A 22,243-nucleotide genomic window follows, 5' to 3' on the forward strand; every position below is an offset into this window, starting at 1 on the left:
GGCCGCCCGCCCGCCCGGCGGCCAGCACCGGCACGCACGCCGTCCCCGCGCCGCCCGTGCGCGTTCCCGCGCGTGTCCCCCGATGGCCTGCGCGGCCGCGGCCGCCATGAGACTGATGTGCGACGAAAAATGCGAGCCGTAAGCGGTGATCTATGCTGCCTACCTGGAGAGGAGGTGGGCGATGTCCGAGATCTTCGCGGCGGTGGACGCGCTGCTGGCCAAGGCCCGGGACGGCGGTGACCTGCCGTCACCGGCCGAGCGGGAGCGGCTGCGCAAGGCGGCCGGCCTGACCCAGGTCGAGGTGGCCCGGGCGCTGAAGACCCGGCGGGAGACGCTCGCCAAGTGGGAGAACGGCACCGCGCGGCCCCGCGCGCCCAAACGCGGCGCCTACGCCTTCCTGCTCGCGGGCCTGGCCGACATCCACGGCACCCGGGGCCCGGACGGCTGGCTCACCCTCGCCCGCCGGGCCCGCCCCCTCGACACCGCCACCACCACCGCCGAGGAGGAGCAGGCCTGATGGACCGCACGACGTACACCGCCGAGCTCGCCGGCCTGCGCGGGCTGCGCGCCGAGATCACGGCCGCCGAGAAGGCCGTCGCCGCCGCGCAGAAGGAGCTGGACAAACTCACCGCCCAGCGCTCGCGCCGGGTGGCCGGGCTCGCGGGGTACGAGGGCGCCCAGGCGCCGGCCGTCGCGAAGGCCGCCGGGCTCTCGGTCGGCGACGTCGTGCGGATCGCCCCGCTGCTGGACCCGACCCCGGCCGCCGTCCGCGCCACCAGGACCGACGACCACGCCGCCCCCGCCCCCGTCCCCGCCCCGGCGCCCGCGGCCGAGCCCGCGCCGATCGAGCCCCCCGCCGTTGCGCCCTCGCCCGAGGCCGAGCAACCCGCCCCCGCCACCGCCCCCGCCCCCACCCCCGCGTCGGCCGACGCGGCCGGCCCGCGCGAGCTGCCCACCCTCCCCGAAGGCCCGGCCGGCGCCCGCTTCGAGGCCGTCACCACGGGCCTGGTCTCCAAACGCCCCCACTTCACCCAGCAGACCCGCCAGACGGTCTTCCTGGACGCCACGACCGGCGCGCTGGCCGTACGCGACCAGACGGTGCGCCTCGACCTCGGCACCCGCACCCCCGGCGAGATCCTGGACGCCGTCCTGCACGCCGCACCCGGCACCGAGCGCGTCTACATCACCGCCGGCGCCCCCTGGCACGACGGCGCCGAGCGCTACAGCACCCTCAAGGACGCCGTCGCCGCCTGGCTGAACACCCCGTCCGAGCGGTGGACCACCGCGACCGGCTCCGGCCGCGACAAACTCGCCGGCCACTTCGTCCACCCACGCCAGCCGGTCGGCCGCTACGCCCCCGCCGCCGCCCCGGACAGCACCACCACCGAGATCCGCTCCATGGGGGAGTGGTTCGACCCGGACGGCGCCGACGTCCTCACCTGCCGGGACGCCTTCCGGCTGCTGTGGCAGGCGCTGCGCCGCCACTGGGACGACGCCGTCCTGATGGGCTCGCCGTCGCAGACCGGCCGGGACCTGTGGTCGCGCACCATCCCGACCAGCGGCAAGTGGGCCGGCGGCTACCCGGTCCTGTCCGAGGAACTGCGCGCCCTGCTGCACGCCACCGCCGGCCAGGGCCGCACCGAGCTGATCCTGCCCCCGCGCGTGCCGGAGCAGCTGCCCGCCCTGGTCGAGTACGACCGCACCTTCGCCTACGCCAAGCACCTGTGGAAGTCCCCGGTCGGCACCCCGCGCCGCATCACCGCGCACGCCTTCGCGGCGATGAGCGAGCAGGAGCAGACCAAGGCCCTGATGTCCTGCTCGCACTGGAACATCCGCGTCACCGTCCCGCAGGGCTGGAACCACGTCGGCCTGCTCCCGGCGCCGGTCACCGGCGACCGCGCCTGGACCTACCCGTCCGCCCCCGGCACCACCTTCACCACCTGGGCGGGCGGCGCGGAGATCCACCTCGCCCTGTCCAACCACCTGACGCCGTGGAAGATCGAGGTCCTGGACGGCCTGCTCTTCGAGGACGGCAAGCCGCTCGACGAATGGGGCAAGCGCCTCAAGGCCGCCTGGGCGGACCTGACCAACCTCTCCCGCATCCACGCGGACGAGCGCCAACGCACCGCCGCCCACCTCGCCGGCCGCGCCGTCCGCTCCGTGCTGCTGTTCGGCCTCGGCGGCTTCGCCCAGCGCCCGCGCCTGGTCTCCGGCACCACCCCGCTCGGCGAACCCCTCCCCGCCGGAGCCGAGATCCTCGGCCAGAACGACCAGACGGTGACCTGGCAGCGCCAGGCCGGCTTCTCCCGCGACCCGTACGCCCACCCCGAATGGGCCGCCTACGTCTGGTCCGGCGCCCGCGCGGCCCTGCTGGACATGAAGCACCGCCAGGGCAAGGAGGTCACCGGCCACGCCGGCGCCCTGCACGCCAAGCCCGGCACGGTCGTCTACTTCGGCACGGACGCCATCGCCCTGACCGAACGCCAGCCCTGGCCCCACCGCGGCGAACCCGGCGACTACCTCCTCAAGGGCCACCTCACCGGCCCCCTCCAGCACCCCACCACCCAGGAGCAGTACCTCACACTGCGCGCCCGGGGCCGCGCCGAACTCGCCGCCCGGGGGAGCCACCAGTGAGCCCCGCCGACCCGACCACCCCCAACGAAGCCGCCCGCCTGACCCAGGAACTCATCGACCAGGGCTACACCAGACGCCAGGTCGCCACGATGCTCGGCCGCGACGCCTCCCTCGTCTCCCAGTTCTTCACCCGCGGCAAAGGCGCGAGCATGGTCGGCGCGCTGCGCCAGCTGGTCCAGGCCGTGCGCGGCGGCGAGCGCGACACCGAGGCCCTGGCCGCGATCGCCGAGGCGAACACCAGCCGCCGCCGCACCAGGACCGGGCACAGAGCCCGGGTCCGCGGCAAGGACACCGTCGGCGAGGCCGGCGGCTCGATGGCCGGCCGCGCCGGGAAACAGGCCATCCGCTCCGGCGCCGCCCACCTCGCCCCGGTGGTCCACGCCACCGGCCGGGCCGGCGGCCGCCTGGCCTTCACCGTCCGGATGAAGGCCGACCAGTACGTCTACTCCGCCGGCTCCGAACAGGACTCCGGCGGCATCCGCCGCGGCTTCGTCCCCCGCACGGACGGCACCGAGGAACGCACCTACGGCTCCGTCTCCACCGGCGGCTTCGACGCCGCCGAGTGGTCCCGGCGCGTCGCCGACCACCACGGCGACGTCACCGAGGCCATGAAGGCCTGGCTGGTGGAGACCGGCCGCGCCGTCGCGGACGCCGACATCGCCTACCTCGAAGTCCGCGGCTGGGTGCCCCCCGGACAGCGGTAGGGGAGCCCGCCCGCCCCGGCCCTCCCGCAGCCCCCGGCCGCGCGGCCCGCCGCCTCGGCACCCCAAGGAGAAGCACCCCCGTGCAGACCACCACCACCACCGCCCAGGCCGCGCCGCCGCCCCCGACGCAGCCGCCCGGCACCACCGCGGCCAACCCGCTGCCACTGCACCCGTTCCAGAAGGACGCCGTGGCGGCCGCGGTGCGCGAGCTGAAGAACGGCGGCCGCGCCACCGTCGTCGCCGCGACCGGCTCCGGCAAGACCCTGATCGCCGCCGGCTGCGCCCGACGCCTCGCGGCGAAGGGCTCCGTCCTGGTGCTGGTACCGACGATCCGAACTGCTGGAGCAGACCGCCGAAGCCTGGTCACTGCGCGGCGCACGCCGGGGCCTGGCCGTGGCGGCGTGCTCGCGTCAGGAAGCACTGGAGAGCGCGGAGGCCGGCGGCCGCGTCACCACACAGGCCCCCCGCATCGCCGACCTGATCGCCGCCGAGAAGCCCGGCGAACCCGTCACCGTGTACGCCACCTACGCGAGCCTGCAGCGCATCGCCCAGGCCCACCACGACTTCGGCCTACCCGCCTGGGACCTGGTCGTCGTCGACGAGGCCCACCGCACCGCCGGCGCCCAAGGCAAAGCGTGGGCCGCCGTCCACGACGACACCCAGGTCCCCGCCCGCAGGCGCCTGTACGTCACCGCCACCCCCAGAATCGCCGACGACCGGCGCGCGAACGACGGCCTGACCGACCTCGCCGACACCGACGGCCAGGCACTGCCCGCCCTCTGCTCCATGGACGACGAGACGATCTACGGCAGGACCGTCTTCACCTGGACCCTCTCCCAGGGCATCGAACACGGCTACCTCGCCGACTACCGCGTCCTGGTCCCCGTCGTCACCGACGCCGACCTGCGCGACCTCCTCAACCTCCCCGCCGTCGCCGACCTGCGCACCCAGCGCTCCAACGAGGAACTGCTGCGCCTCGCGTTGCAGACCGCCGTCCTGCGCGCCGTCAACGACCTGCGGCTGCGCCGCGTCATCACCTTCCACTCCCGGGTCTCCGCCGCCCGCGACTTCGCCGCCGGCCTGCCGGCCGCCACCGAACTGCTGCCCGACGCTCAGCGCCCGCAACGGCTGACGGCACTCGCCGTCGCCGGCACCGACCGCCTCAAGGACCGCCGCGCCGCCTTCGCCACGTTCAAGGCCCCCACCGGCGAGCGGCCCGGCGAGGAAGGCGAGGAGTGCCGCATCATCTGCAACTCCCGCCTCCTCAACGAGGGCATCGACGTCGCCGCCGTCGACGCCGTGTGCTTCGCCGACCCCAAGAGCTCGGTCATCGACATCGTCCAGGCCGTGGGCCGGGCGCTGCGCCAGACCTACCGCCAGGGCAAGGTCTCCTGGGTCGTCGTCCCGGTCTACCTGCCCACCCCCGGGACCGGCGACGACACCGCCACCGCCGACCCGCCCCAGGTCCCCGACGCCGAGATCGAAGCGTCGTCGTTCCGCACCATCTGGCGCGTCCTGCGGGCACTGGCCGCGCACGACGCCCGGGTGGCCGGCCGGATCACCGAACTGCGCGCCCACCGCCCCCGGGGCGCCGCGCACACCACCACGCCCGAGCCGGCCGAGGCCGGGCACGGCGAACAGCCCGCAGCGCCGGTCGAGGCGCCGGTCGAGTGGCTGCTGATCAACGCCCGCCGCCACGCCGCCCAGATCCTGCGGAGCGTCAAGCTGCGCGCCTTCCACCCGCGCGCGCTCGAGTGGCAGCGCATGCACGCCGTCGCGGCCGGCTTCCACCACCGGCACGGCCACCTCGACCCCACCGACAGGACCGAGCACGCCGAGCTGATCTCCTGGCTCACCCGCCAGCGCCACCTGAACGCCCAGCACCTGCTCGACGCGGCCCGCGTCTTCGAGCTGGACGCGCTCGGCATGATCTGGTCGAAGAACGCCAACGCCTGGGAACGCGGCTACGCCTACGCCGCCGCCTTCCACCACCAGCACGGCCACCTCGCCATCCCCGCCACCGCGAAGCTCGACGACTACGCGGTCGGCGCGTGGATGCGCCGCCAGCGCAGGGCCGCGGGCCTCACCGGCGACCAGGTGGCCAAGCTGGCCGTCCTGGACGAGCTGTGGCACCTGGAGCCGGACTGGAACCGCTCCTACCGCCGCCTGCTCGCCTACCTGGAGGCCGGCGGCACCCTCACCGGCCCGGCCAACCGCACCGGCGGCGAAGCCGACCCCACCTTCCGCCCCGGCGCCTGGCTGCGCAAACAGCACAAGGCCCGCACCGACGGCAAGCTGACCGACCGCCAGGGCGCACTCCTGGACGCCCTCCACCCACCCGCCGACACCGTCGCCGGCTGACCCCTCGAGCCGCAGCACTCCGGCAACCGGCTCGCGGTCGCGCAGGCCGCCCACGCCAACTCCACCGTGGCCCGGTCCTCCTACCGCGCGACGGCCTTCACCCTGCGGCGGCTGAACCCGTGAGCCCCCCGCCCGCCGGCCCGGACGGCGGCCGGCGGGCGGGCACGGGGGCCGACGTCCGGCCGGCTGTCGCGTCCGGAGGCCGCTCGGATCCGCTCAGGAGAGCGTGAACTGCTGGTTGGGTCTGCCGGTGCAGATCCACTGGATGATGTTGACCCCGTCGTTGACGTTGGCGTCCCAGACGTCGAGGCACTTGCCCGCGAAGGTGCGGATGTCGGTCTGGTGGTTGGGGCGCGGCACGAACGTGAACTCCTGGTTGGGGCTGCCGGTGCAGGTCCACTGGATGATGCCGGCCCCGTCGTTGGTGCCGGCACCCCAGACGTCCAGGCACTTGCCCGCGAAGGTGTGGATCTCGTACCCGTCGTTGCCCGGCACGATCGTGAACCGCTGGTTGGCCTGGCCGTTGCAGGTCCACTGGTCGATGCCGGCCCCGTCGTTGGTGCCGGCGCCCCAGACGTCGAGGCACTTGCCCGCGAAGGTGCCGATCTGGAAGCTGCCGTTCGAGTCGGTCGGCGCGGCCGTGGCGCCGCCCGGAGCCACGGAAACGGCCGACACGGTGAGGGCCAGAACAGCCAGGGCACGCAGCCCGGTCTTGGCGGCGGAACGCATGACCTTCTCCTCATTCCTGGAAGGGACGTGCTGACACGGGACATCGGGGCCGAGCGGTTCCAGCACAGGGGACCGCGGTGCGGCGAACCCGGAAAGCATTTCGGCCATGACCATGCCAATAGTCGCGGTGGAACAGTCGCGCCGGATGTGATCATCGGAATGCCAGGCAACTATGCAGAGCATCCGTCAGATGCGCAAGAGCGAACCGGCGGTGGCCGAACACGCCCGTCCCACCGGCATCCCGTTGGTGACCCTCCGTCGGATCGGAACGCGCGGCGCCCGGGGCGCGCGTGCGGCGACCGGCACCCGCACGCGGATCTCGGTCTCGGTCGACCACGCGCGATTCCTGGACGTCCTCACCGCCACCCGATGACGGCCGAGACCCACTCGGCGACCTCGCCCCTCCCGTCCCGGTCGCCTCCGGCGGCGGCACGCACGGGGCTCGGCCCCGGGCCGCCGGGTGCCCGGTGTTCAATACCGGGGTGGTGGACCGGGCACACAGACGCGACAGCAGTTTCGAGGTCGATCGCGTCCCGGCGCTCCTGGCGCGGCTGGAACGCCGGGACGACGCGGACGCGTGGCAGGAACTGGGCCGGCGGCTCGTCCTCGAGGGCGACCTGGTCTTCCCGGCGGGCTTCGCCGCCCTGCCGCAGCTGGTGCGCCTCGCGCCGCGCAGCGCGCAAGCGCGCGCCCTGGCAGGGCGGATCCTCGAGCGCGCGGCCGGGGACCACGGCTGCGACGACCTGCTGGCGGGCTGCGCCGCCACGATCGCGCGGTTCGGCGAGACGCTGGACCGGCACCTGCGGTCGCGGCCGGCGGACTACCTCGTCTCCTTCCGCGCTCTGCTCGCCGTCGCGCAGGAGTACCACTGGGCGAACGCCCTGGAGGGCTTCACGGATGACATCTACGACCTGGAGTGCCCGCACTGCGGCGCGCAGATGAAGATCGCCATCGGCCGGTTCGGGTGCTACTCGCAGGTGTGGGACGGCGACGAGGAACGACGACGGGAACTGCGACCAGCCGCTGCCGAGGACCTCACCGGGACCGGCCGCTGGATGCACCGGATGGCGCTGCGCGACCGGCAGCAGGCGCTCGCGGACGGGATCGCCCACCTCTTCGGCGACGCGCAGTGCCCGACGTGCGCCAGCACCTTCAACATCGCGAACGAGTACACCCACGCCAACCGCCCCGCCGTACTCACCGACCGGGTCCCCTGAGCGACTCGGCCACCGGCCACCGGCCCCCGGACGCGGGCGCAGGCCTTTCGTGAACGTTCTGTTGACTCGCCGTCGACGAAACGTCTACGTCCGAACGGCATCTTCGTCGCTGACCGTTCAACCAGCACGAAGGAGTCGTCATGGTCAAGAAGTCCATCCGGAAGATCGCCGTGGCCGCGGTGTCCGCCGCGGCCGCCGGGGCCGCGATGCTCGGCACGGCCGGTACCGCCCACGCCGCGGAAGGCGACCGGATCGACGTCGGCTTCACGGTGGTCAACCAGACCGACGCGTACCAGAAGGTCTCCGGGTCGGGGAGCTACACCAACGCCGGCGGCATCTCCAGGGTGTGCATCAGCATCCAGCGCAGGTACGTCGGCTACGGGTGGGACACCGTCTCCACCGCGTGCCGTTCCGTCCAGGACTGGGGCAACACGAGTGAGTTCAGCGCCCCCGACTTCTGGGTGCTGTCCAAGAACGCCAAGTACGCCGCCGACTTCAAGACCAAGGTGGAGGCGTTCGACCAGGCGGGCAACAGCGCCCTGGTCAAGTACTCGAACCAGGTGGCGGGCCGCTCCAACTGATCACCGCCGGTGAGGGCGACCACGGCGGCGGCCGGCACACCCGCCCGCCACCGTGGCCACAGCCCCTCCCGGAGCGCCGTCCGGGCCACCTCCCACGGTGGCCCGCACGGCGCTCCGGGCCCGGGCGTCCGCGGGGCTGACGCGTCACGTCGGGGCGCGGCCCCGGCGGTGGTGGCGGTGGTGTCGGTGCCGGCACCGATGATGACCTCCGTGACGACCACCGCAGACCCGCACCCCGCCCGGATACCGGGCTATGACAGCGGCCCTCTCTCCCACCACCCCGAGCTGGTGGACGACCCGCTGTTCTGGCCGGGGCACCTCTACTCCTGCGCCACGAGCGAGGAGGCGGAGGAACTGCTGTTCGGCGCCGACGACGAAGCGGCCGGACAGTTCCACCGGCACCTGCGGGAGCTCGCCGGCCGGCCCGCCTTCACCGTCCCGGCGGCCGGCGGCCACGTCCTCCACGTCGTCCACCGCACCCTGGACGGCGACGCCGGCACCGACTACCTCCTGCACCACCCCGACTGGGAACGAGCCGAACTCCTCGCACGGGACGACGGCCACTTCATGGGCCCCGGCCTGTCGTGGCCCGAGCTCGTCGCCATCGCGGACAACGCCCTGCCCGGCGGCAGCACCGACGACCCCCACGCCCGCCTCCTGCTCCTCCTGCCCGCCTTCGGCGACGACGACCTGCCCGACGACGCGGTCGACCGCCTGGCAGCCGCGCTACGCGCCCGCACCGGCGCCCAAGCACCCGAACCGCTCGCCCGCGCACTTCTCGACGGCCAAGGCCCCTGCGGACCGGCCCACTGGTCCACGACCGGCGCCGGCATCCGGGTCAATGACGGCGCACTCTCCTTCCGCAACCCCGCCAACGCCTTCGCCCTGCCGCCCACCCGCCTGGCACGTGTCACCGCCGCCCTGCGCACCTGACCGGCCCGCCGGTGCGCCCGACGCGTACCGGCCCCCCGGCACCCGGACACCGGCGCCACGGCGCGCGGCCCGGCGGGGGCGGGGGCGGGGGAGAGGGCGAGGGCGGTCGGCCGCCGTGCGCGGTGAGCGCGCAGCCCCCCCCGGGACCCCCGAAGGAGCTGCGCCCACCGCGGAGCGCCGTGGTGACAGCACGTCAGCGCTGCGCCGCGTCAGGGCGCCGCGCGCGCAAGGCCGCCAGGAACGACTCGTCCCGGCGGGCACCGTCGCTCCACCGAAGCTCCTGCGCGCCGCACCCCGGTGCGGCCGGGCCCGACGCCGTCACCCCCACGGCCTCGGTCCTCGGGCGTTCGGGGCCCGTTCACCCGGGGAGGCCAGCCCGGTCCGGCCGTTCGACCGTCTTCCGTCCCCGTTCGGGCCCCGCCCGGATGCCCGGGGCCAAGGGCCACCCCACGGTGAGCACGGGGCTGATGCGGCACGGAGAGTGAGGGCGGATGAGACGCGAGCGAGGCGGCGCACGGTGGCGCGGCCGGGCCGTACGGGCCGTGGCGGTGCTCGGCCTGGCGCTGCTGGGAGCCGGGACCGGGTTCGGCACGGCGCCGCCGCCGGCCGAGGCGGCCGTCCGGGCGGCCCGCAGCACCACGATCGTCCTCAACAACACCAGCGACCGGGCGCTCGTGCTGACCAACCACTACCTCGACCACGGGATCTGGACCCACGAGCCGCCCGCCCGCATCGAGGCCGGGGCGACGGCCAGCTGGGAGTCCGAGTCCAACGGCTTCATGACCGGCACCGAGGGGTCGGCCTTCTTCGCGATCGACGGCGAGCGCGGCCCCGACCTGCGGATCCACTGGGACAACCCGTTCTACCTCTCCAACAGCTACAGCGAGACGGTGCCGAGCGGCTACAAGATCAACCGTGACGGGGGCGACGGCAACAACGCCACCGCCACCTACACCTTCGACTGCAACTCCAAGATGTGCGACGGCATCGCCGACGAGTGGAAGCAGCACGGCGTCAGCCTCGACCCGGGCGACGGCAGCGGCCAGCAGTTCATCGACCTGCCCGCCATGGGCGCCGACGTCAACAGGCCGGACATCTTCGTCCAGGTCGACTGGATGGCGGACACCAGCCCCGGCAACGCCCACAGCCACCAGTTCGATCCGGCGGCGGCCAAGCTGCTCGTCGACGCCTTCGCCAACGCGCCGTTCCAGCGTCGCGGCGCGACCAGCCCCGGCATCAACCTGCACATCGATGCCGGGCCCGGCAGCATCATGAACCACGCCACCCAGCAGACCTGGGGCGGGTACAGCCGCGCCCGGCAGCTGACCGAGACCGCCAGCCTCGGCACCTGCGACGGCGACGGCAGCTGCCAGAACAACAGCAGGTACACATGGGACGCCCTCGACGCCATCAAGAAGGCCCCGGGCGGCTTCGTCAGCTCCGGCCGCGCACCGGTGTTCCACTACGCCGTGGCCGCCCACCAGCTCATCCCCGGCACTTCCTGGACCGGCATCTCCCCGGACGGCGCCAGCGACATCATCCTCTCCCTCGGCCTCCAGAGCGGCCAGGTCGGCGACAAGAACCAGCAGGCCACCGACCTGATGCACGAACTCGGCCACAACCTGGGCCTCAAGCACGGCGGCTTCGAGGACCTCAACTTCAAGCCGCACTACTTCAGCGTCATGAACTACCTGTACTCCGACGACGGCCTGGCGCACGGGAGCGACCGGTTCGTCGACTACTCCCGGATCGCCACCACCGTCGACGAGACCCACCTGGACGAGGCGTCCGTGCCGGCCAGCGGCAGCAGCGTGCGCTACGACGTCAAGCGCAACTGCGCCGGCTCGTTCATCGCCGCGCGGGTCGACAGGGCCGGCTACATGGACTGGAACTGCAACGGTTCGAAGGACCCGGGGACCGTCGCCTCCGACGTCAACAACGACGGCACGAAGAGCGTCAGACTCGACGGGTACGACGACTGGGCGCACATCCGCCTCAAGGGCGGTGCGATCGGCGGCGCCACCGTCCCCGGCCTCCCGCAGCCGCAGGAGATCCACGAACCCGACGCGCAGGTCTTCCAGCAGATCCAGCCGGTCGACACCGCCGCGCCCGTCACCACCGCCACCGCCGACCCGCCGCCGAACGGCGCCGGCTGGAACAACGGGGACGTCGCCGTCGGCCTGAGCGCCACCGACGACCTCAGCGGGGTCGCCCGCACCGAGTACACCCTGGACGGCGGCGGCTGGACCACCTACACCGGCCCGGTGCCGGTGACCACCGCGGGCGTCCACACGGTGTCCTACCGCTCCGTCGACCGCGCGCAGAACACCGAGGACGCCAAGGACCTCACGGTGCGCATCGACCGGACGGCGCCGGTCACCACGGCCGCCCTCGGCCCGACCCCCGACCCGGCCGGCTGGATCACCGCGGACGGGCACGTCACCCTGACCGCGGTGGACGAACCCGGCGGCTCGGGCGTCGCGAGCGTCAGCTACCGCACGAGCGGCGCCCAGAGCACTCCGCAGACCACCGTGCCCGGCGACACGGCCGCCCTGACGATCACCCAGGAGGGCGAGAGCGTCATCACCTTCCGCGCCAGAGACCGGGCGGGGAACCAGGAGAGCGAGAAGACGTACACCGTCCGGCTCGACCGCACCCCGCCGCGCTCGGCCTTCACCACCGCGTCCGAGGCGATCTTCGTGGCCGTCCCGGCGGGCGGCCCGCACGACGACCAGTACGTCACCGGCACCGCCGGCGACAACGCCTCCGGCGTCGAACACGTGGACGTCGTCTTCACCCCGAAGGTCCCCGGCCCGACCCTGGTACGGCGCGCCGAGCTCACCTGCACGGACGGCACGCACCGGCACTGCACCTGGCGGGTGCGGCCGCCGTCCGGCCTCGGCATCCACCGGGTGACGTCCACCGCCACGGACGCGGCCGGCAACGTCGAGACGCCGCCGGGGCCGGGCATCGACGTGATCGTCGTCCGGACGTAGCCTCCGGCGACCACACGCCGCCGGCCGCCCGACCGGCGGCGACACCGGGCCGTCGTCGGCGAGGCCCAGGGCGACGGTGGAGTTCCGCAGGTACGTCATGCCCCACTGCCCGGTGGGTCCACCTGCCCTACGACCCCTCAGCCTCGATCGGTGAGGATCCCCGAGAGCACACGTCGCGCGTCACGGGCGTCAGCGCCGTCCTCGCCCAGGCTGTCGGCGCACGAGACGAGCGTCTTCCACAGCGCCCAGCCCCGTCCGCGCGCCCACGTCGCATCGTCGACGCCCAGCCGCTTCCGGAACACGTCGCGGCCGTCGACCGAGAGCAGGGTCCACGCGATCGCGAGGTCGCAGGCGGGGTCCCCCACGCCACACGTACCGAAGTCGATGACGGCGCAGAGCCGTCCGTCCCGAAGGAGGAGGTTTCCCCGGGCAAGGTCGCCGTGGAACCAGACGTCGGTCCCGTCCCACTGTGCCCGGAGCGCCCGCGTCCACAACTCGTGGGCCGGCGCGACGTCGATGTGGCCGCGCAGCTCCTCCAGCGCGCCGAGCGCCCGCGCCTCGTAGGTCCGCAGCGTCGCGCCACGGAACCAGTTGTGCCTGCCGGGCTGTGGCCCGTGCGAGGCATCGACGCTCCGCAACGCGGCGACGAAGTCGGCCAGGTCCTCGGCGAAGCGGATCGGATCGGCGACGGACTCGAACGTCGGCGGCGTGCCGTCGATCCACCCGTAGACCGACCACGCGAACGGGTAGGTCGCACCGGGGCTCCCCTTCGCCAGCGGCACCGGGATCGGCAGCGGGAGAGCGGGTGCCAGCTGGGGCAGCCAACGGTGCTCCTTCTCCACGGCCAGGGCGTACTCCTGCGCGCTGGGCAGGCGGAGCAGCATGTCGTCACCCAAGCGGAAGGTCCGGTTGTCCCAGCCGCCGTTCTCCACCGCCGTCACAGGCAGCTCGGCCCAGTGCGGGAACTGCTCGGCCACGAGCCGCCCCGCCTGTTCGGCACTGACGGTGATCCGCCGGGGCACGGGCCCGAGATCCGGAACATCGTTCACCACGTACCCCCTTGTCCGGGTTCCTCCCCGCGCCGGTCGGCCCGCGGGACGCGACCGCACCCGACCCGGGCCGAAATTCGGCTGCCACCGCAGTTCGCGAGCGGAGGTCCGGGCGTGGGCGGCCGGCCGACCCTCTTTATGATCACGCCCATGGCACTCGCATGGGAACAGATCATCGTCGACTCCTCCGACCCCATCGCCCTCGGGCGCTGGTGGGCCGAGGCCCTGGGCTGGGTCGTGGTCGACGAGGACGAGGAGATCATCGAGATCCGGCCCGAGCCGGACCGGATGCCGGGGCTGCTCTTCGTGCCCGTCCCCGAGGGCAAGACCTCGAAGAACCGGCTCCACCCCGACTTCCGCCCGGACGACCAGGAGGCCGAGGTCGCCCGGCTGCTCTCCCTCGGTGCCCGGCTCGCCGACACCGCGCAGGACGAGCAGCACTGGGTGACCCTCCTCGACCCGGAGGGCAACGAATTCTGCGTCCTGGGCGCGCGGAAGAGCTGAGCGGGGCCCGGGCGGCTGCGGCCGGGACGGTGACCGGCATCTCGGCGACGGCCGGGTTCTCCTCGGCGGCCGCCGCGCCGACCAGCACCACCAGCAGCCAGGGCCGACGGGACACCCCGCGGACGACGGCGCCTCGCGACCGGCCGCGAGACGGCGTGACAGGTCACGGACCAGAGCGGGAACTTCCGTCGCCCGACCCGCAGACAGCGCGCCCGGCCGTCGCCATGATGGTCTCCGGGATGCTGGCTACCTGTTGGTAACACGCGTCCTGCGACAGGCCATCAGGAATCCCAGCCACCCGGGGGAGTCATGCGCAAACGCACGTCCAGGCTGCTCGCCGCCGCGGTCACCGCCGCCCTGACCGCCACCACCCTGACCGCCACCGCCACGGCCGCCACGGCCGGCCCGGCCTCGGCGAGCTCCGCCGCCGCGAGCGACCCCTTCTACTCCTACGACGGCAGCACCCCGCTGGACTCGCTCGCACCGGGCACCGTCCTCAGGACACGGACCCTGCCGTACCACGTCCTGGGGCTGCCCACCCCGGTGACGGCGGTTCAGCTGCTCTACCGCACCGCCGACGCCCAGGGCCGCCCGGCCGCCAACGTCACCACCGTGCTCCGCAGCCTGACCGGGGACAGCGGCCGAGCCGTCTCGTACCAGTCCTTCTACGACTCGCTCGACCCGGCGGACGGCCCCTCCCGGGCGGTGGCGGGCAACCTCAGCCTGGGCGGCGCGATCCCGAGCGCCGAGGCGATCTTCCTGGTGCCGCTGCTCGCCCAGGGCTACAACGTGGTGATCCCGGACACCGAGGGCCAGAGCGCCGACTTCGGAGCCGGGCCGGAGTACGCCATCACCACCCTGGACTCGATCCGGGCCGCGACCGGGTCCCCGGCGACCGGCCTGACCCCGGACACCCGGTTCGGGCTGATGGGGTACTCCGGCGGCGCCGTCGCCTCCTCCTGGGCGGCGGCCCTCGCGCCCGGCTACGCGCCCGAGGTGAACGCCAGGCTGGTCGGCTACGCCGAGGGCGGGCTGCTGGTGGACCCGGCCCACAACATCAGGTACATCGACGGCTCGCTGATGTGGAGCGGGATCATCCCGATGGCGCTGATCGGGGTCTCGCGCTCCTCCGGCATCGACCTCACGCCCTACCTGAACGACTACGGCCGCTCGGTCTACCGGCAGCTGGAGCACGCCTCGCTCACCGACGCCCTGGGCCACTACCCCGGGCTGAGCTGGAAGGCGATGGCCAAGCCCCAGTACGCCGACCCGAACTCGGTGGAGCCCTACGTCGCGGCCGTCAACCGGACCAACCTCGGTTCGGCCCCGACCCCGACCGTGCCCGGCTACCTCGCCCAGGGCAACGCCGGCGTCCTCGAAGGCACCTTCGCCAACCCGCCCGGCATCGGCACGGGCGACGGCGTGGCGGTCGCCGGGGACGTGCGCGCGCTCGCCCGCCAGTACTGCGCGAGCGGCACCGCAGCCCTCGCGTACCAGCAGTACGACGCCCTCAGCCACTTCGGTGTCCCCGCCGCCTGGGCCCCGCAGGCCCTCGCCTGGCTGAACGACCGCTTCGCCGGCCGTCCCGCCCCCTCCGACTGCGGCCACATCCCGGCCGGCAACTCCCTCGCCCCGCAACAGCCCGTACCGGCCTCCTGACCTCGCCCGGGCGCCGACAGACGCGCCGGGGCACCCCAAGAGGCACAGGGCCTGGTGACCGCGGGGCCGCGACGCTCCGCGATCACCGGGCCCGCGCGAAGCGCACCGAGGTCGAAGCGCCGAATCCGGCGCCCTCGCCCGGGCCGTCCAGGAGCCGCGCAAGCGCCTGGACACCCCGCAGCCGCCGAACCGCTGGGCCGCCGGCCGCGACGGCCTCCCCACGCCCTGACCCGCCGTCACACCTTCGAGCGGACTTCCCGGCACCGGGGCCGGGAACACTCTCCGCCATGACCGACACCCGTTCGCCGGCGGCTGGCCGACCTGGGCACCGGATCCGTCCTGGCCGCTGCCGACACTGCCGCCCGGCGCCGACGAAGCTGCCCCGGCGACGACCCCGCACCGGCCGTGACGAGCGGCGGTACGGCAAGCGGGCCGTGCCCGGTGGACGCGAGCCCGGTGTTCAACCCGCGAACGAGGCGGCTGCGAGGGCCAGCAGCGAGCGTACGGCCGGGTCGACGTCGGGCCGGTGCAGGGCCGCGATGGTGGTGGTGAGTTCGGGAGCCTCGTCGGTGAGGGGGAGGAAGCGGACGCCCGGGAAGGAGAGCGCGGCGGTGTGCTCGGGGGCGAGGGTGACGCACAGGCCGGAGGCGGCGTAGCTGAGCAGGCCGGGCAGGTCGTCGGCGTGGGCGCGGACGGTGGGGACGAAACCGGCGCGGTCGCAGGCCAGGAGCATGCGCTGGGCCAGTTGCCGGAGCGGCCCGTCGCCGGGGAGGGCGAAGGAGTCCTCGCGCAGGTCGGCCAGGCACAGGCGGTCGGCCCCGGCGAGGCGGTGGGCTGCGGGCAGGGCGGCGCAGAGGCGTTCCTCGGTGAGCCGGTGGACGGTCAGGTCGTCGTCGAGCGCGGGCTGGCGTACCAGCGCGAGGTCCACGGCGCCGCTGCGGACGAGCTCGGTCAGCTCGGCGGTGGATGTCTGCCGCAGGTGCAGGCGCAGGCCCGGCAGTTGCTCGGCGGCGTCGGCGAGCAGACGCGGCAGGTGCCAGTGGCCGAGGCTGTTGACGAAGCCGACACGCAGCTCGCCCTCTTGGCCGGAGGCGATCCGGCGGGCGCGGGCGAGGGCGCACTCCTGCGCCTCCAGTATCCGCCGGGCGTCGGCCGCGAAGGCCTCACCGGCGGGTGTGAGGCTGACGCCTTGACTGTTGCGCTCCAGCAGGCGGGTGCCGACGATCCTCTCCAGGCGCTGGACCGCCTGGCTGAGCGGGGGCTGGCTCATCATCAACCGGCTTGCCGCGCGGCCGAAATGCTTCTCCTCGGCCAGGATGGTGAACTGTTCCAGCAGGCGGGGCGTGAGATCCATGAGGCGAGCGTAGATCGGCTGGGGGGCGGGGGCCCCGGCCCGGCGGGCCGGGGCTCGGGTGACGGGCGGGTCAGACGGCGAGCAGCGCCCAGACGTCGTCCGCGGCGAGCGCCTCGCGGCCCAGCCGGGCGGCCCAGGACGACTCGTCGCCGTCCTCGTCGCGCCAGGACCACAGCCGGGTGGTGGCAAGGCGCACGTCGCCGAGCTCGGTGAAGCCGATGGCGCCGTGCAGCTGGTGGGCGATGCGGGCGATCTCGGCGACCGAGGCGGAGGCCTGCGCCTTGGCGGCGGCCACGGAAACCAGCGACAGCTCGCGGGCGGCGGCGTCCACCGCGGCGCCCACCAGGGCGGACTCCTCGATCAGGCGAGCCTCCTCCTGCTTGACGGCCTGGAAGCGGCTGAGCGGGCGCCCGAACTGGGTGCGGGTGGCGGTGTGCCGGACGGTCAGTTCGACGCAGCGCTCGGCGGCGCCCGCGATCAGCGCGGCGCGGGCGAGGGCGGCGCGGAGCCCGGCCTCGGCGAGCTCGGCCGGGCTGAGGGGGTGGACGTCGTCGGCGGCCACCGCGTAGTCGTGCAGGTGGAGGGTGTCGCGGGGCTCGCCGGCGAGGTTGGTGCCGGGCACGACGGTGGTACGGGCCGGGTCGAGCGGGAACAGGACGGGCCCGCCCGGGCCCTCGGCCAGGACGAGGACGGTGGCCGTGGCGCCGTACGGCACCCGGGGCAGGGCGCCCGAGACGCGCAGGGCGGCGTCCTCGCCCGAGGTGCCGGCGGGGCCGACCCCGGTGACGGCGGGGCGGGCGTACGCGAGGGTGAGGCCGTCGGCGAGCGCGACGGTCAGCGGGGCCCGGGGGAGCGCGAGTGCGAGGTGCCCGAGCACGGTCTCGGCGAACGGGCCGGGCTCGGCGAGGCGGCCCGCCGCGCGCAGGGCGGTGACGTGGGTGGCGAGGGTGGTGGTCATGACTGCTGCTCCAGACCGCGGGTGATGATGCCGCGAAGGATCTCGTTGGCGCCGCCGCGCAGGGTGTAGCCGGGGCTGTGCAGCAGCGCGTAGGCGAGGTGGTGGGGGTACGAGCCGGGCGTGGCCCCGGTGTCGGCGGTGACGGGCAGGATGCGCCGTACCTCGTGGACGATGTCGCCCTCCAGACGCGTCCCCAGGTCCTTGACCAGCGCGGCCCGCACATCGGCCGGGCGGCCCGCGTCCAGCGCGTCGGCGACGCCGAGCGAGAGCTGCCGTACCGCGAAGACCCGGGCGAGCAGGGCGCCGAGCCGCGCCTGCTGGTCGGGGGTGGCCGCGCCCCGGCGCAGTTCGCGGATCAGCGAGACCAGCAGCGGGAAGGTGGAGAGGTACCGCTCGGGCCCGCTGCGTTCGAAGGCCAGCTCACCGGTGACCTGCTTCCAGCCGTCGCCCTCCTGGCCGAGCAGCATGCCGTCGGGGACCTCGACGCCGTCGAGGTGGAACCAGTTGAAGGTGTGCTCGCCGCTGATCAGACGGATCGGCTCGGTGCGCACGCCGGGGGCACGCAGGTCCACGATGAACTGGCTGAGCCCCTGGTGCCGGTCCTCGTGCTCGCTGGTACGGGCCAGCACGATCGCGTAGTCGTTGACGTGCGCGCCGCCGGTCCACTTCTTCGTACCCGTCAGCCGCCAGCCGCCGGGCACCCGCTCGGCGCGGGTGCGCACATTGGCCAGGTCGGAGCCGGCCTCCTGCTCGCTCATGCCGATGGAGAAGTAGCAGCGCCCGGCGGCGATGGCGGGCAGGAACCGCTGCTTCTGCTCCTCGGTGCCGTGGGCCAGGACCGAAGGGCCGATCTGGCGGTCGGCGACCCAGTGCGCGGAGACGGGGGCACCGGCGGCGAGCAACTCCTCGATCACGACGACCCGGGCGGCGAATCCGAGCCCGCCGCCCCCGTACTCGGGCGGCAGCGCCATGCCGACCCAGCCGCGCCCGGCGAGCCGGCGGCTGAATTGCGGGTCCCAGCCGGTCAGCCAGGAGTCGGGGCGCCCGAGCACGGTGCCGCGGGCGCGCTCCTCGGCGAGGAAGTCCCGTACGTCCCTGCGCAGTTGCAGGATGTCGGTGGTCGCGGTCATGGAACTACTCCTTGTTCAGCAGGGCGGGGTCGAAACCGGCCTCGCGCAGCACCTCGTCGGTGTGCTCGCCGAGGGCGGGGCAGGGGCGCACGGTCGGTGCGGGATCGGCGGAGTAGCGCACCGGACGGGCGATGGAGCGGTAACGGCCCTCGGTGGGGTGCTCGGCCTCGGCCAGCAGGCCGCCCTCACGGGCGTAGGCGGTGGCGACGGCCGAGGCCAGGCTGTGCACGGGCGAGGCCGGGATGCCGGCACGGTCGCAGAACTCCTGCCACTGCGCGCAGGTGCGTGTCACCGTCATCTCCTCCAGCACCGGGTACATCGCGTCGGCGTTGCGGGCCCGCAGCGCGCGGTCGGCGAACCGCGGATCGGCGGCGAGCCCGGGGCGGCCGGCGAAGGTGCAGAAGTCCCGCCAGTTGCGGTCGCTGTGCGGCAGGATGCACATCCAGCCGTCCGCCGTCCGCTGCGCCCGCCGGGTGCGGCTGAGCGAGCGCGGCGCGCCGAACTCGCCTTCCATGACCGCCCCGGCCAGGTGCTCGACCAGGTTGAAGGCGAGCATGGTGTCGGCCATCGGCACCTCGATGTGCTGGCCGCTGCCGCCGCGCTCGCGGTGCAGCAGGGCGGCGAGTACGGACTGGCTGATCTGCAGTCCGCAGATCTTGTCGGCGATCAGGCTGGGCACGAACCGCGGTCCGCCGCCCGCCTGCTGGTTGAGCCACACCAGCCCGGAGACGGCCTGGATGATGTCGTCGTACGCGGCGCGGGTGCCGAGTGCGGAGTCCGAGCGGAAGCCCTGCGCGTTGACGTACACCAGGCCGGGGTTGACGGCCCGCAGCTCCTCGTACCCGAGCCGCAGCCGGGCCAGGGCCTGCGGGCGGACGTTGGTGAGGAACACGTCCGCCGTACGGATCAGGGCGAGCAGCGCGTCGCGGCCGTTCGGCGCCTTGAGGTCGATGACCGCACTGCGCTTGTTGCGGTTGAGATTGAGGCCGGCGCCACCCATCCCGCGATGGCGGGCGGGCGGGTAGTGGCGGGTCATGTCCCCGCCCGGGGGCTCGACCTTGATGATGTCCGCGCCCAGGTCACCGAGCTGCTGGGCGGCGTACGGAACCATGATCACGCTGCCCAGTTCGATGACTCTGACCCCGGAAAGCATTCCTTTCACGGCATTCCCTTCGCGGTATCAATTCCGGTCGTCGCGACGCCTTCAAGGAAATCCCCGCACCGCAGGCCGCGTCCAATACCGGCCGCCCGGGAAGCCGATAGCAAACCGGATATGACAACAGGTCAGAACACATGCATAGGGCATCGCATATCCCTGCCCGCTGCCCTTGGTATTGGACACCCGCCCATTCCCGCCGCTGTCCTGGAAAAACGAACCCGGCCACCACGGAAGGACGAGGGACATGACCCAGGGCACGACCGGGACCACGACCCCCTACGACGCACTGCACGGCCTCTACCGCCAGCTCGGCATCACCGGCGAGGAGGCCGGCGGGAAGGTGACCATCACCGGCGCCGACCCGCTGACCCCCTCCGTGCACCGCATCGGCGAAGCCGGCGCCGCCGCCCTCGCGGCGCTCGGCACCGAGGCATCGGCGCTGTGGCGCCGGCGGGGCGGGGACGGGCAGGACGTGACGGTCTCCGTCGAGTCCGCGCTCCACCAACTGATGGCGGTCTTCCTCACCCGGGCCGGCGGCGTGCCGGTGAGCGAGCTGGGGGAGGACCCCAACCTGCTGGGCAACAGCGACTTCTACCGCGCCGGCGACGGCCGCTCCATCTACGTGCTGCTCTCCTACCCGCAGCTGCGCGACATCGCCTGCGAGGTGCTGGACTGCCCGCCCGACCGGCAGCGCATGGCGGACGCGATCGCCCACTGGGACGCCTTCGACCTCGAAGAGGCGATCTGCTCGCGCGGCGGCACCGCGGTCGCCGTACGCACACGGCAGGAGTGGCGCGCCCACCCGCAGGGGCAACTGCTGGACGGCCAGCCGCTGATCCACCTGGAGAAGGTGGGCCACAGCGCACCCGAGCCCTTCCCGGCCACCGGGGACCTGCCGCCGGCCCTGCCACTGACCGGGCTGCGGGTGCTGGACAACTCGCACGTCATCGCGGGCCCGATGGCCGCCCGGATCTGCGCCGAGCTGGGCGCCGACGTCCTGCACATCTCCTCGCCCACCCACCCCGACCCCAACGGGATGATCATCGAGACCGGGATCGGCAAGCGCGCCGCCTTCTGCGACCTGCTCGACCCCGCGCAGGCCGCGGCCTTCCGACGGGTGCTCACCGGCGCGGACGTGTACGTCAGCAACTACCTCAACCTGGACACCAAGGGCTTCGGCCCCGAGGCCCTGTTCGAGCAGCGGCCCGGCCTGGTGGTGCTGGACTACCACGGCTGGGGCACGACCGGCCCCTGGTCGCGGCGCGGCGGCTTCGACCAGCTCGCCTGCGCGGCCACCGGGTTCGCCGCCGAGGAGGGCACCTTCGACGGTCCGCGGCTACCGCCGACCTACCTGCTCAACGACTACCTCGCGGCGATCCTCGGCGCGGCCGCAATGATCGAGGCGCTGCGCCGGCGAGCGAGCGAGGGCGGCAGCTGGCGCGTGCACATCGACCTGGCGAAGGTCTGCATGTGGGTGCAGGACCTCGGGCTGTTCCCGCGCGCCGACGTCGCCGCGCTGCCCGCCCCCGACCCGATCCGCGCCGCAGGTGAACTGGCCACCGTGCACGGGCCGTTCGGCGAGGTCAGCTACCTGCCCACGCGCATCGCCTACTCGACCCTGCGCCCGCACCTCGACCGCTCCGCCGAGCCTCTCGGTGCCTCCCCCCTGACCTGGCGGGCAGGAGAACGTCCGGGGGCGTAGATCCCGCCCGGTACGGGGGTGCCGGCATCCGGATGCGGAGACTCCAGAGGCCCGGCCGGTGGCCCGCGCAACTGTGCGATCCGCCATCAGGACGGATCGCCCGGCCACCCCTGGCCGTAGGTTCCCACGCATCCGGCAGCCGGTGCGGTGGTTGTGACAATCCGTCAAACTCCCCGAAACAAACCATTGCTCCCATGGGCAGACGATTCCGGCGGGCTGCCTGCACCGCCGTGCTCACCCACCCTGAAGCTCTTGAAGGAGGGGCCGATGAACCTCGCCCCGCGGGAGATCGACAAGCTGTACGTCTATGTGGTGGCCGATCTGGCCCGCCGCCGTCGCGCGCGTGGCCTGAAGCTCAACTACAGCGAGGCCGTCGCGTTGATCAGCGAAGCCCTCATGGAGGGCGCCCGGGACGGCCTCTCGCTCGCCGAGTGCATGGAGCTCGGCAGGAAGGTCGTCAGCGCCGACGACGTGATGCCCGGCGTGCGCGAGATGCTCCCGCTGCTCCAGGTCGAGGCGGTCTTCGTGGACGGCACCAAACTGGTCTCCTGTCACGACCCGGTGGGCGCCTGA

At 73.7% G+C, this 22,243-nt stretch carries 19 protein-coding genes and 1 pseudogene; 14 read left to right on the top strand and 6 right to left on the bottom strand.

Annotated elements, in window-relative coordinates; translation table 11 throughout:
- The first annotated feature begins 181 nt into the window (after positions 1-181).
- The 5 genes and pseudogenes from AB2U05_RS37075 (at position 182) to AB2U05_RS37095 (ending at position 5,699) form a co-directional block, all read left to right on the top strand.
- Positions 182-517: a helix-turn-helix transcriptional regulator gene (locus tag AB2U05_RS37075; RefSeq protein ID WP_045701125.1), complete on the top strand. Its 336-nt coding sequence runs from the start codon at positions 182-184 to the stop codon at positions 515-517.
- The gene (locus AB2U05_RS37080; RefSeq protein WP_369185782.1) at positions 517-2,634 is read left to right on the top strand and encodes a hypothetical protein; all 2,118 of its coding nucleotides are present in this window, start codon (positions 517-519) and stop codon (positions 2,632-2,634) included. Before AB2U05_RS37075 ends, AB2U05_RS37080 begins: the two co-directional genes overlap by 1 nt.
- The gene (locus AB2U05_RS37085) at positions 2,631-3,338 is read left to right on the top strand and encodes a helix-turn-helix domain containing protein (protein WP_369185783.1); all 708 of its coding nucleotides are present in this window, start codon (positions 2,631-2,633) and stop codon (positions 3,336-3,338) included. The genes AB2U05_RS37080 and AB2U05_RS37085 overlap by 4 nt, the downstream gene beginning before the upstream one ends.
- Before the next feature lie 80 nt (positions 3,339-3,418).
- A pseudogene (locus tag AB2U05_RS37090) lies at positions 3,419-3,658 on the top strand (DEAD/DEAH box helicase family protein); the annotation flags it as partial.
- Between the two features lie 73 nt (positions 3,659-3,731).
- On the top strand, positions 3,732-5,699 hold the full coding sequence (locus AB2U05_RS37095) for a Helicase associated domain protein (protein ID WP_369185784.1): 1,968 nt from the start codon (positions 3,732-3,734) through the stop codon (positions 5,697-5,699).
- Positions 5,700-5,915: 216 nt separating this feature from the next.
- On the opposite strand, the gene AB2U05_RS37100 is transcribed toward AB2U05_RS37095, so the two are convergent.
- Positions 5,916-6,428, bottom strand: a complete 513-nt coding sequence (locus AB2U05_RS37100; protein ID WP_369185785.1) for an RICIN domain-containing protein — start codon at positions 6,426-6,428, stop codon at positions 5,916-5,918.
- Between the two features lie 190 nt (positions 6,429-6,618).
- Here AB2U05_RS37100 and AB2U05_RS37105 point away from each other — a divergent pair, with 190 nt between their 5' ends.
- The 5 genes from AB2U05_RS37105 (at position 6,619) to AB2U05_RS37125 (ending at position 12,155) form a co-directional block, all read left to right on the top strand.
- Positions 6,619-6,801 carry a hypothetical protein gene (locus AB2U05_RS37105; protein WP_369185786.1) on the top strand — a complete coding sequence of 61 codons (183 nt, stop codon included), beginning with the start codon at positions 6,619-6,621 and terminating at the stop codon, positions 6,799-6,801.
- Positions 6,802-6,910: 109 nt separating this feature from the next.
- Positions 6,911-7,645, top strand: a complete 735-nt coding sequence (locus AB2U05_RS37110; RefSeq protein WP_369185787.1) for a hypothetical protein — start codon at positions 6,911-6,913, stop codon at positions 7,643-7,645.
- Positions 7,646-7,785: 140 nt separating this feature from the next.
- The gene (locus tag AB2U05_RS37115; RefSeq protein WP_045701133.1) at positions 7,786-8,226 is read left to right on the top strand and encodes a hypothetical protein; all 441 of its coding nucleotides are present in this window, start codon (positions 7,786-7,788) and stop codon (positions 8,224-8,226) included.
- Positions 8,227-8,436: 210 nt separating this feature from the next.
- Complete coding sequence (locus tag AB2U05_RS37120) at positions 8,437-9,159, top strand: hypothetical protein (protein ID WP_369185788.1); 723 nt, start codon at positions 8,437-8,439, stop codon at positions 9,157-9,159.
- Between the two features lie 491 nt (positions 9,160-9,650).
- Positions 9,651-12,155, top strand: coding sequence for a hypothetical protein (locus tag AB2U05_RS37125; RefSeq protein ID WP_369185789.1), 2,505 nt, complete (start codon positions 9,651-9,653; stop codon positions 12,153-12,155).
- A 137-nt stretch (positions 12,156-12,292) separates the two neighbouring features.
- Here AB2U05_RS37125 and AB2U05_RS37130 read toward each other — a convergent pair whose 3' ends face one another.
- On the bottom strand, positions 12,293-13,204 hold the full coding sequence (locus tag AB2U05_RS37130) for an aminoglycoside phosphotransferase family protein (protein ID WP_369185790.1): 912 nt from the start codon (positions 13,202-13,204) through the stop codon (positions 12,293-12,295).
- 150 nt (positions 13,205-13,354) lie between these two features.
- Here AB2U05_RS37130 and AB2U05_RS37135 point away from each other — a divergent pair, with 150 nt between their 5' ends.
- Together AB2U05_RS37135 and AB2U05_RS37140 are read left to right on the top strand one after the other, a co-directional pair.
- Complete coding sequence (locus tag AB2U05_RS37135) at positions 13,355-13,708, top strand: VOC family protein (RefSeq protein WP_208615534.1); 354 nt, start codon at positions 13,355-13,357, stop codon at positions 13,706-13,708.
- Between the two features lie 309 nt (positions 13,709-14,017).
- Positions 14,018-15,367 (top strand): lipase family protein, encoded by a 1,350-nt coding sequence (locus AB2U05_RS37140; protein ID WP_369185791.1) that lies wholly within the window; start codon positions 14,018-14,020, stop codon positions 15,365-15,367.
- Positions 15,368-15,827: 460 nt separating this feature from the next.
- Here the strand turns inward: AB2U05_RS37140 and AB2U05_RS37145 are convergent, their stop codons facing one another.
- The 4 genes from AB2U05_RS37145 to AB2U05_RS37160 form a co-directional block, all read right to left on the bottom strand.
- Positions 15,828-16,721 carry a LysR family transcriptional regulator gene (locus AB2U05_RS37145; protein WP_369185792.1) on the bottom strand — a complete coding sequence of 298 codons (894 nt, stop codon included), beginning with the start codon at positions 16,719-16,721 and terminating at the stop codon, positions 15,828-15,830.
- Positions 16,722-16,791: 70 nt separating this feature from the next.
- Positions 16,792-17,679 (bottom strand): acyl-CoA dehydrogenase family protein, encoded by an 888-nt coding sequence (locus AB2U05_RS37150; RefSeq protein WP_369185793.1) that lies wholly within the window; start codon positions 17,677-17,679, stop codon positions 16,792-16,794.
- Positions 17,676-18,809 (bottom strand): acyl-CoA dehydrogenase family protein, encoded by a 1,134-nt coding sequence (locus AB2U05_RS37155; protein ID WP_369185794.1) that lies wholly within the window; start codon positions 18,807-18,809, stop codon positions 17,676-17,678. Before AB2U05_RS37155 ends, AB2U05_RS37150 begins: the two co-directional genes overlap by 4 nt.
- Positions 18,810-18,813: 4 nt before the next feature.
- Complete coding sequence (locus AB2U05_RS37160) at positions 18,814-19,962, bottom strand: CaiB/BaiF CoA transferase family protein (protein WP_369185795.1); 1,149 nt, start codon at positions 19,960-19,962, stop codon at positions 18,814-18,816.
- A 250-nt stretch (positions 19,963-20,212) separates the two neighbouring features.
- Here AB2U05_RS37160 and AB2U05_RS37165 point away from each other — a divergent pair, with 250 nt between their 5' ends.
- Together AB2U05_RS37165 and AB2U05_RS37170 are read left to right on the top strand one after the other, a co-directional pair.
- Complete coding sequence (locus AB2U05_RS37165; protein ID WP_369185796.1) at positions 20,213-21,670, top strand: CoA transferase; 1,458 nt, start codon at positions 20,213-20,215, stop codon at positions 21,668-21,670.
- A 267-nt stretch (positions 21,671-21,937) separates the two neighbouring features.
- Complete coding sequence (locus tag AB2U05_RS37170) at positions 21,938-22,243, top strand: urease subunit gamma (RefSeq protein ID WP_045701149.1); 306 nt, start codon at positions 21,938-21,940, stop codon at positions 22,241-22,243.

Source organism: Streptomyces sp. Y1 (genome assembly GCF_041053115.1).
Taxonomy (GTDB): domain Bacteria; phylum Actinomycetota; class Actinomycetes; order Streptomycetales; family Streptomycetaceae; genus Kitasatospora; species Kitasatospora rubellomurina.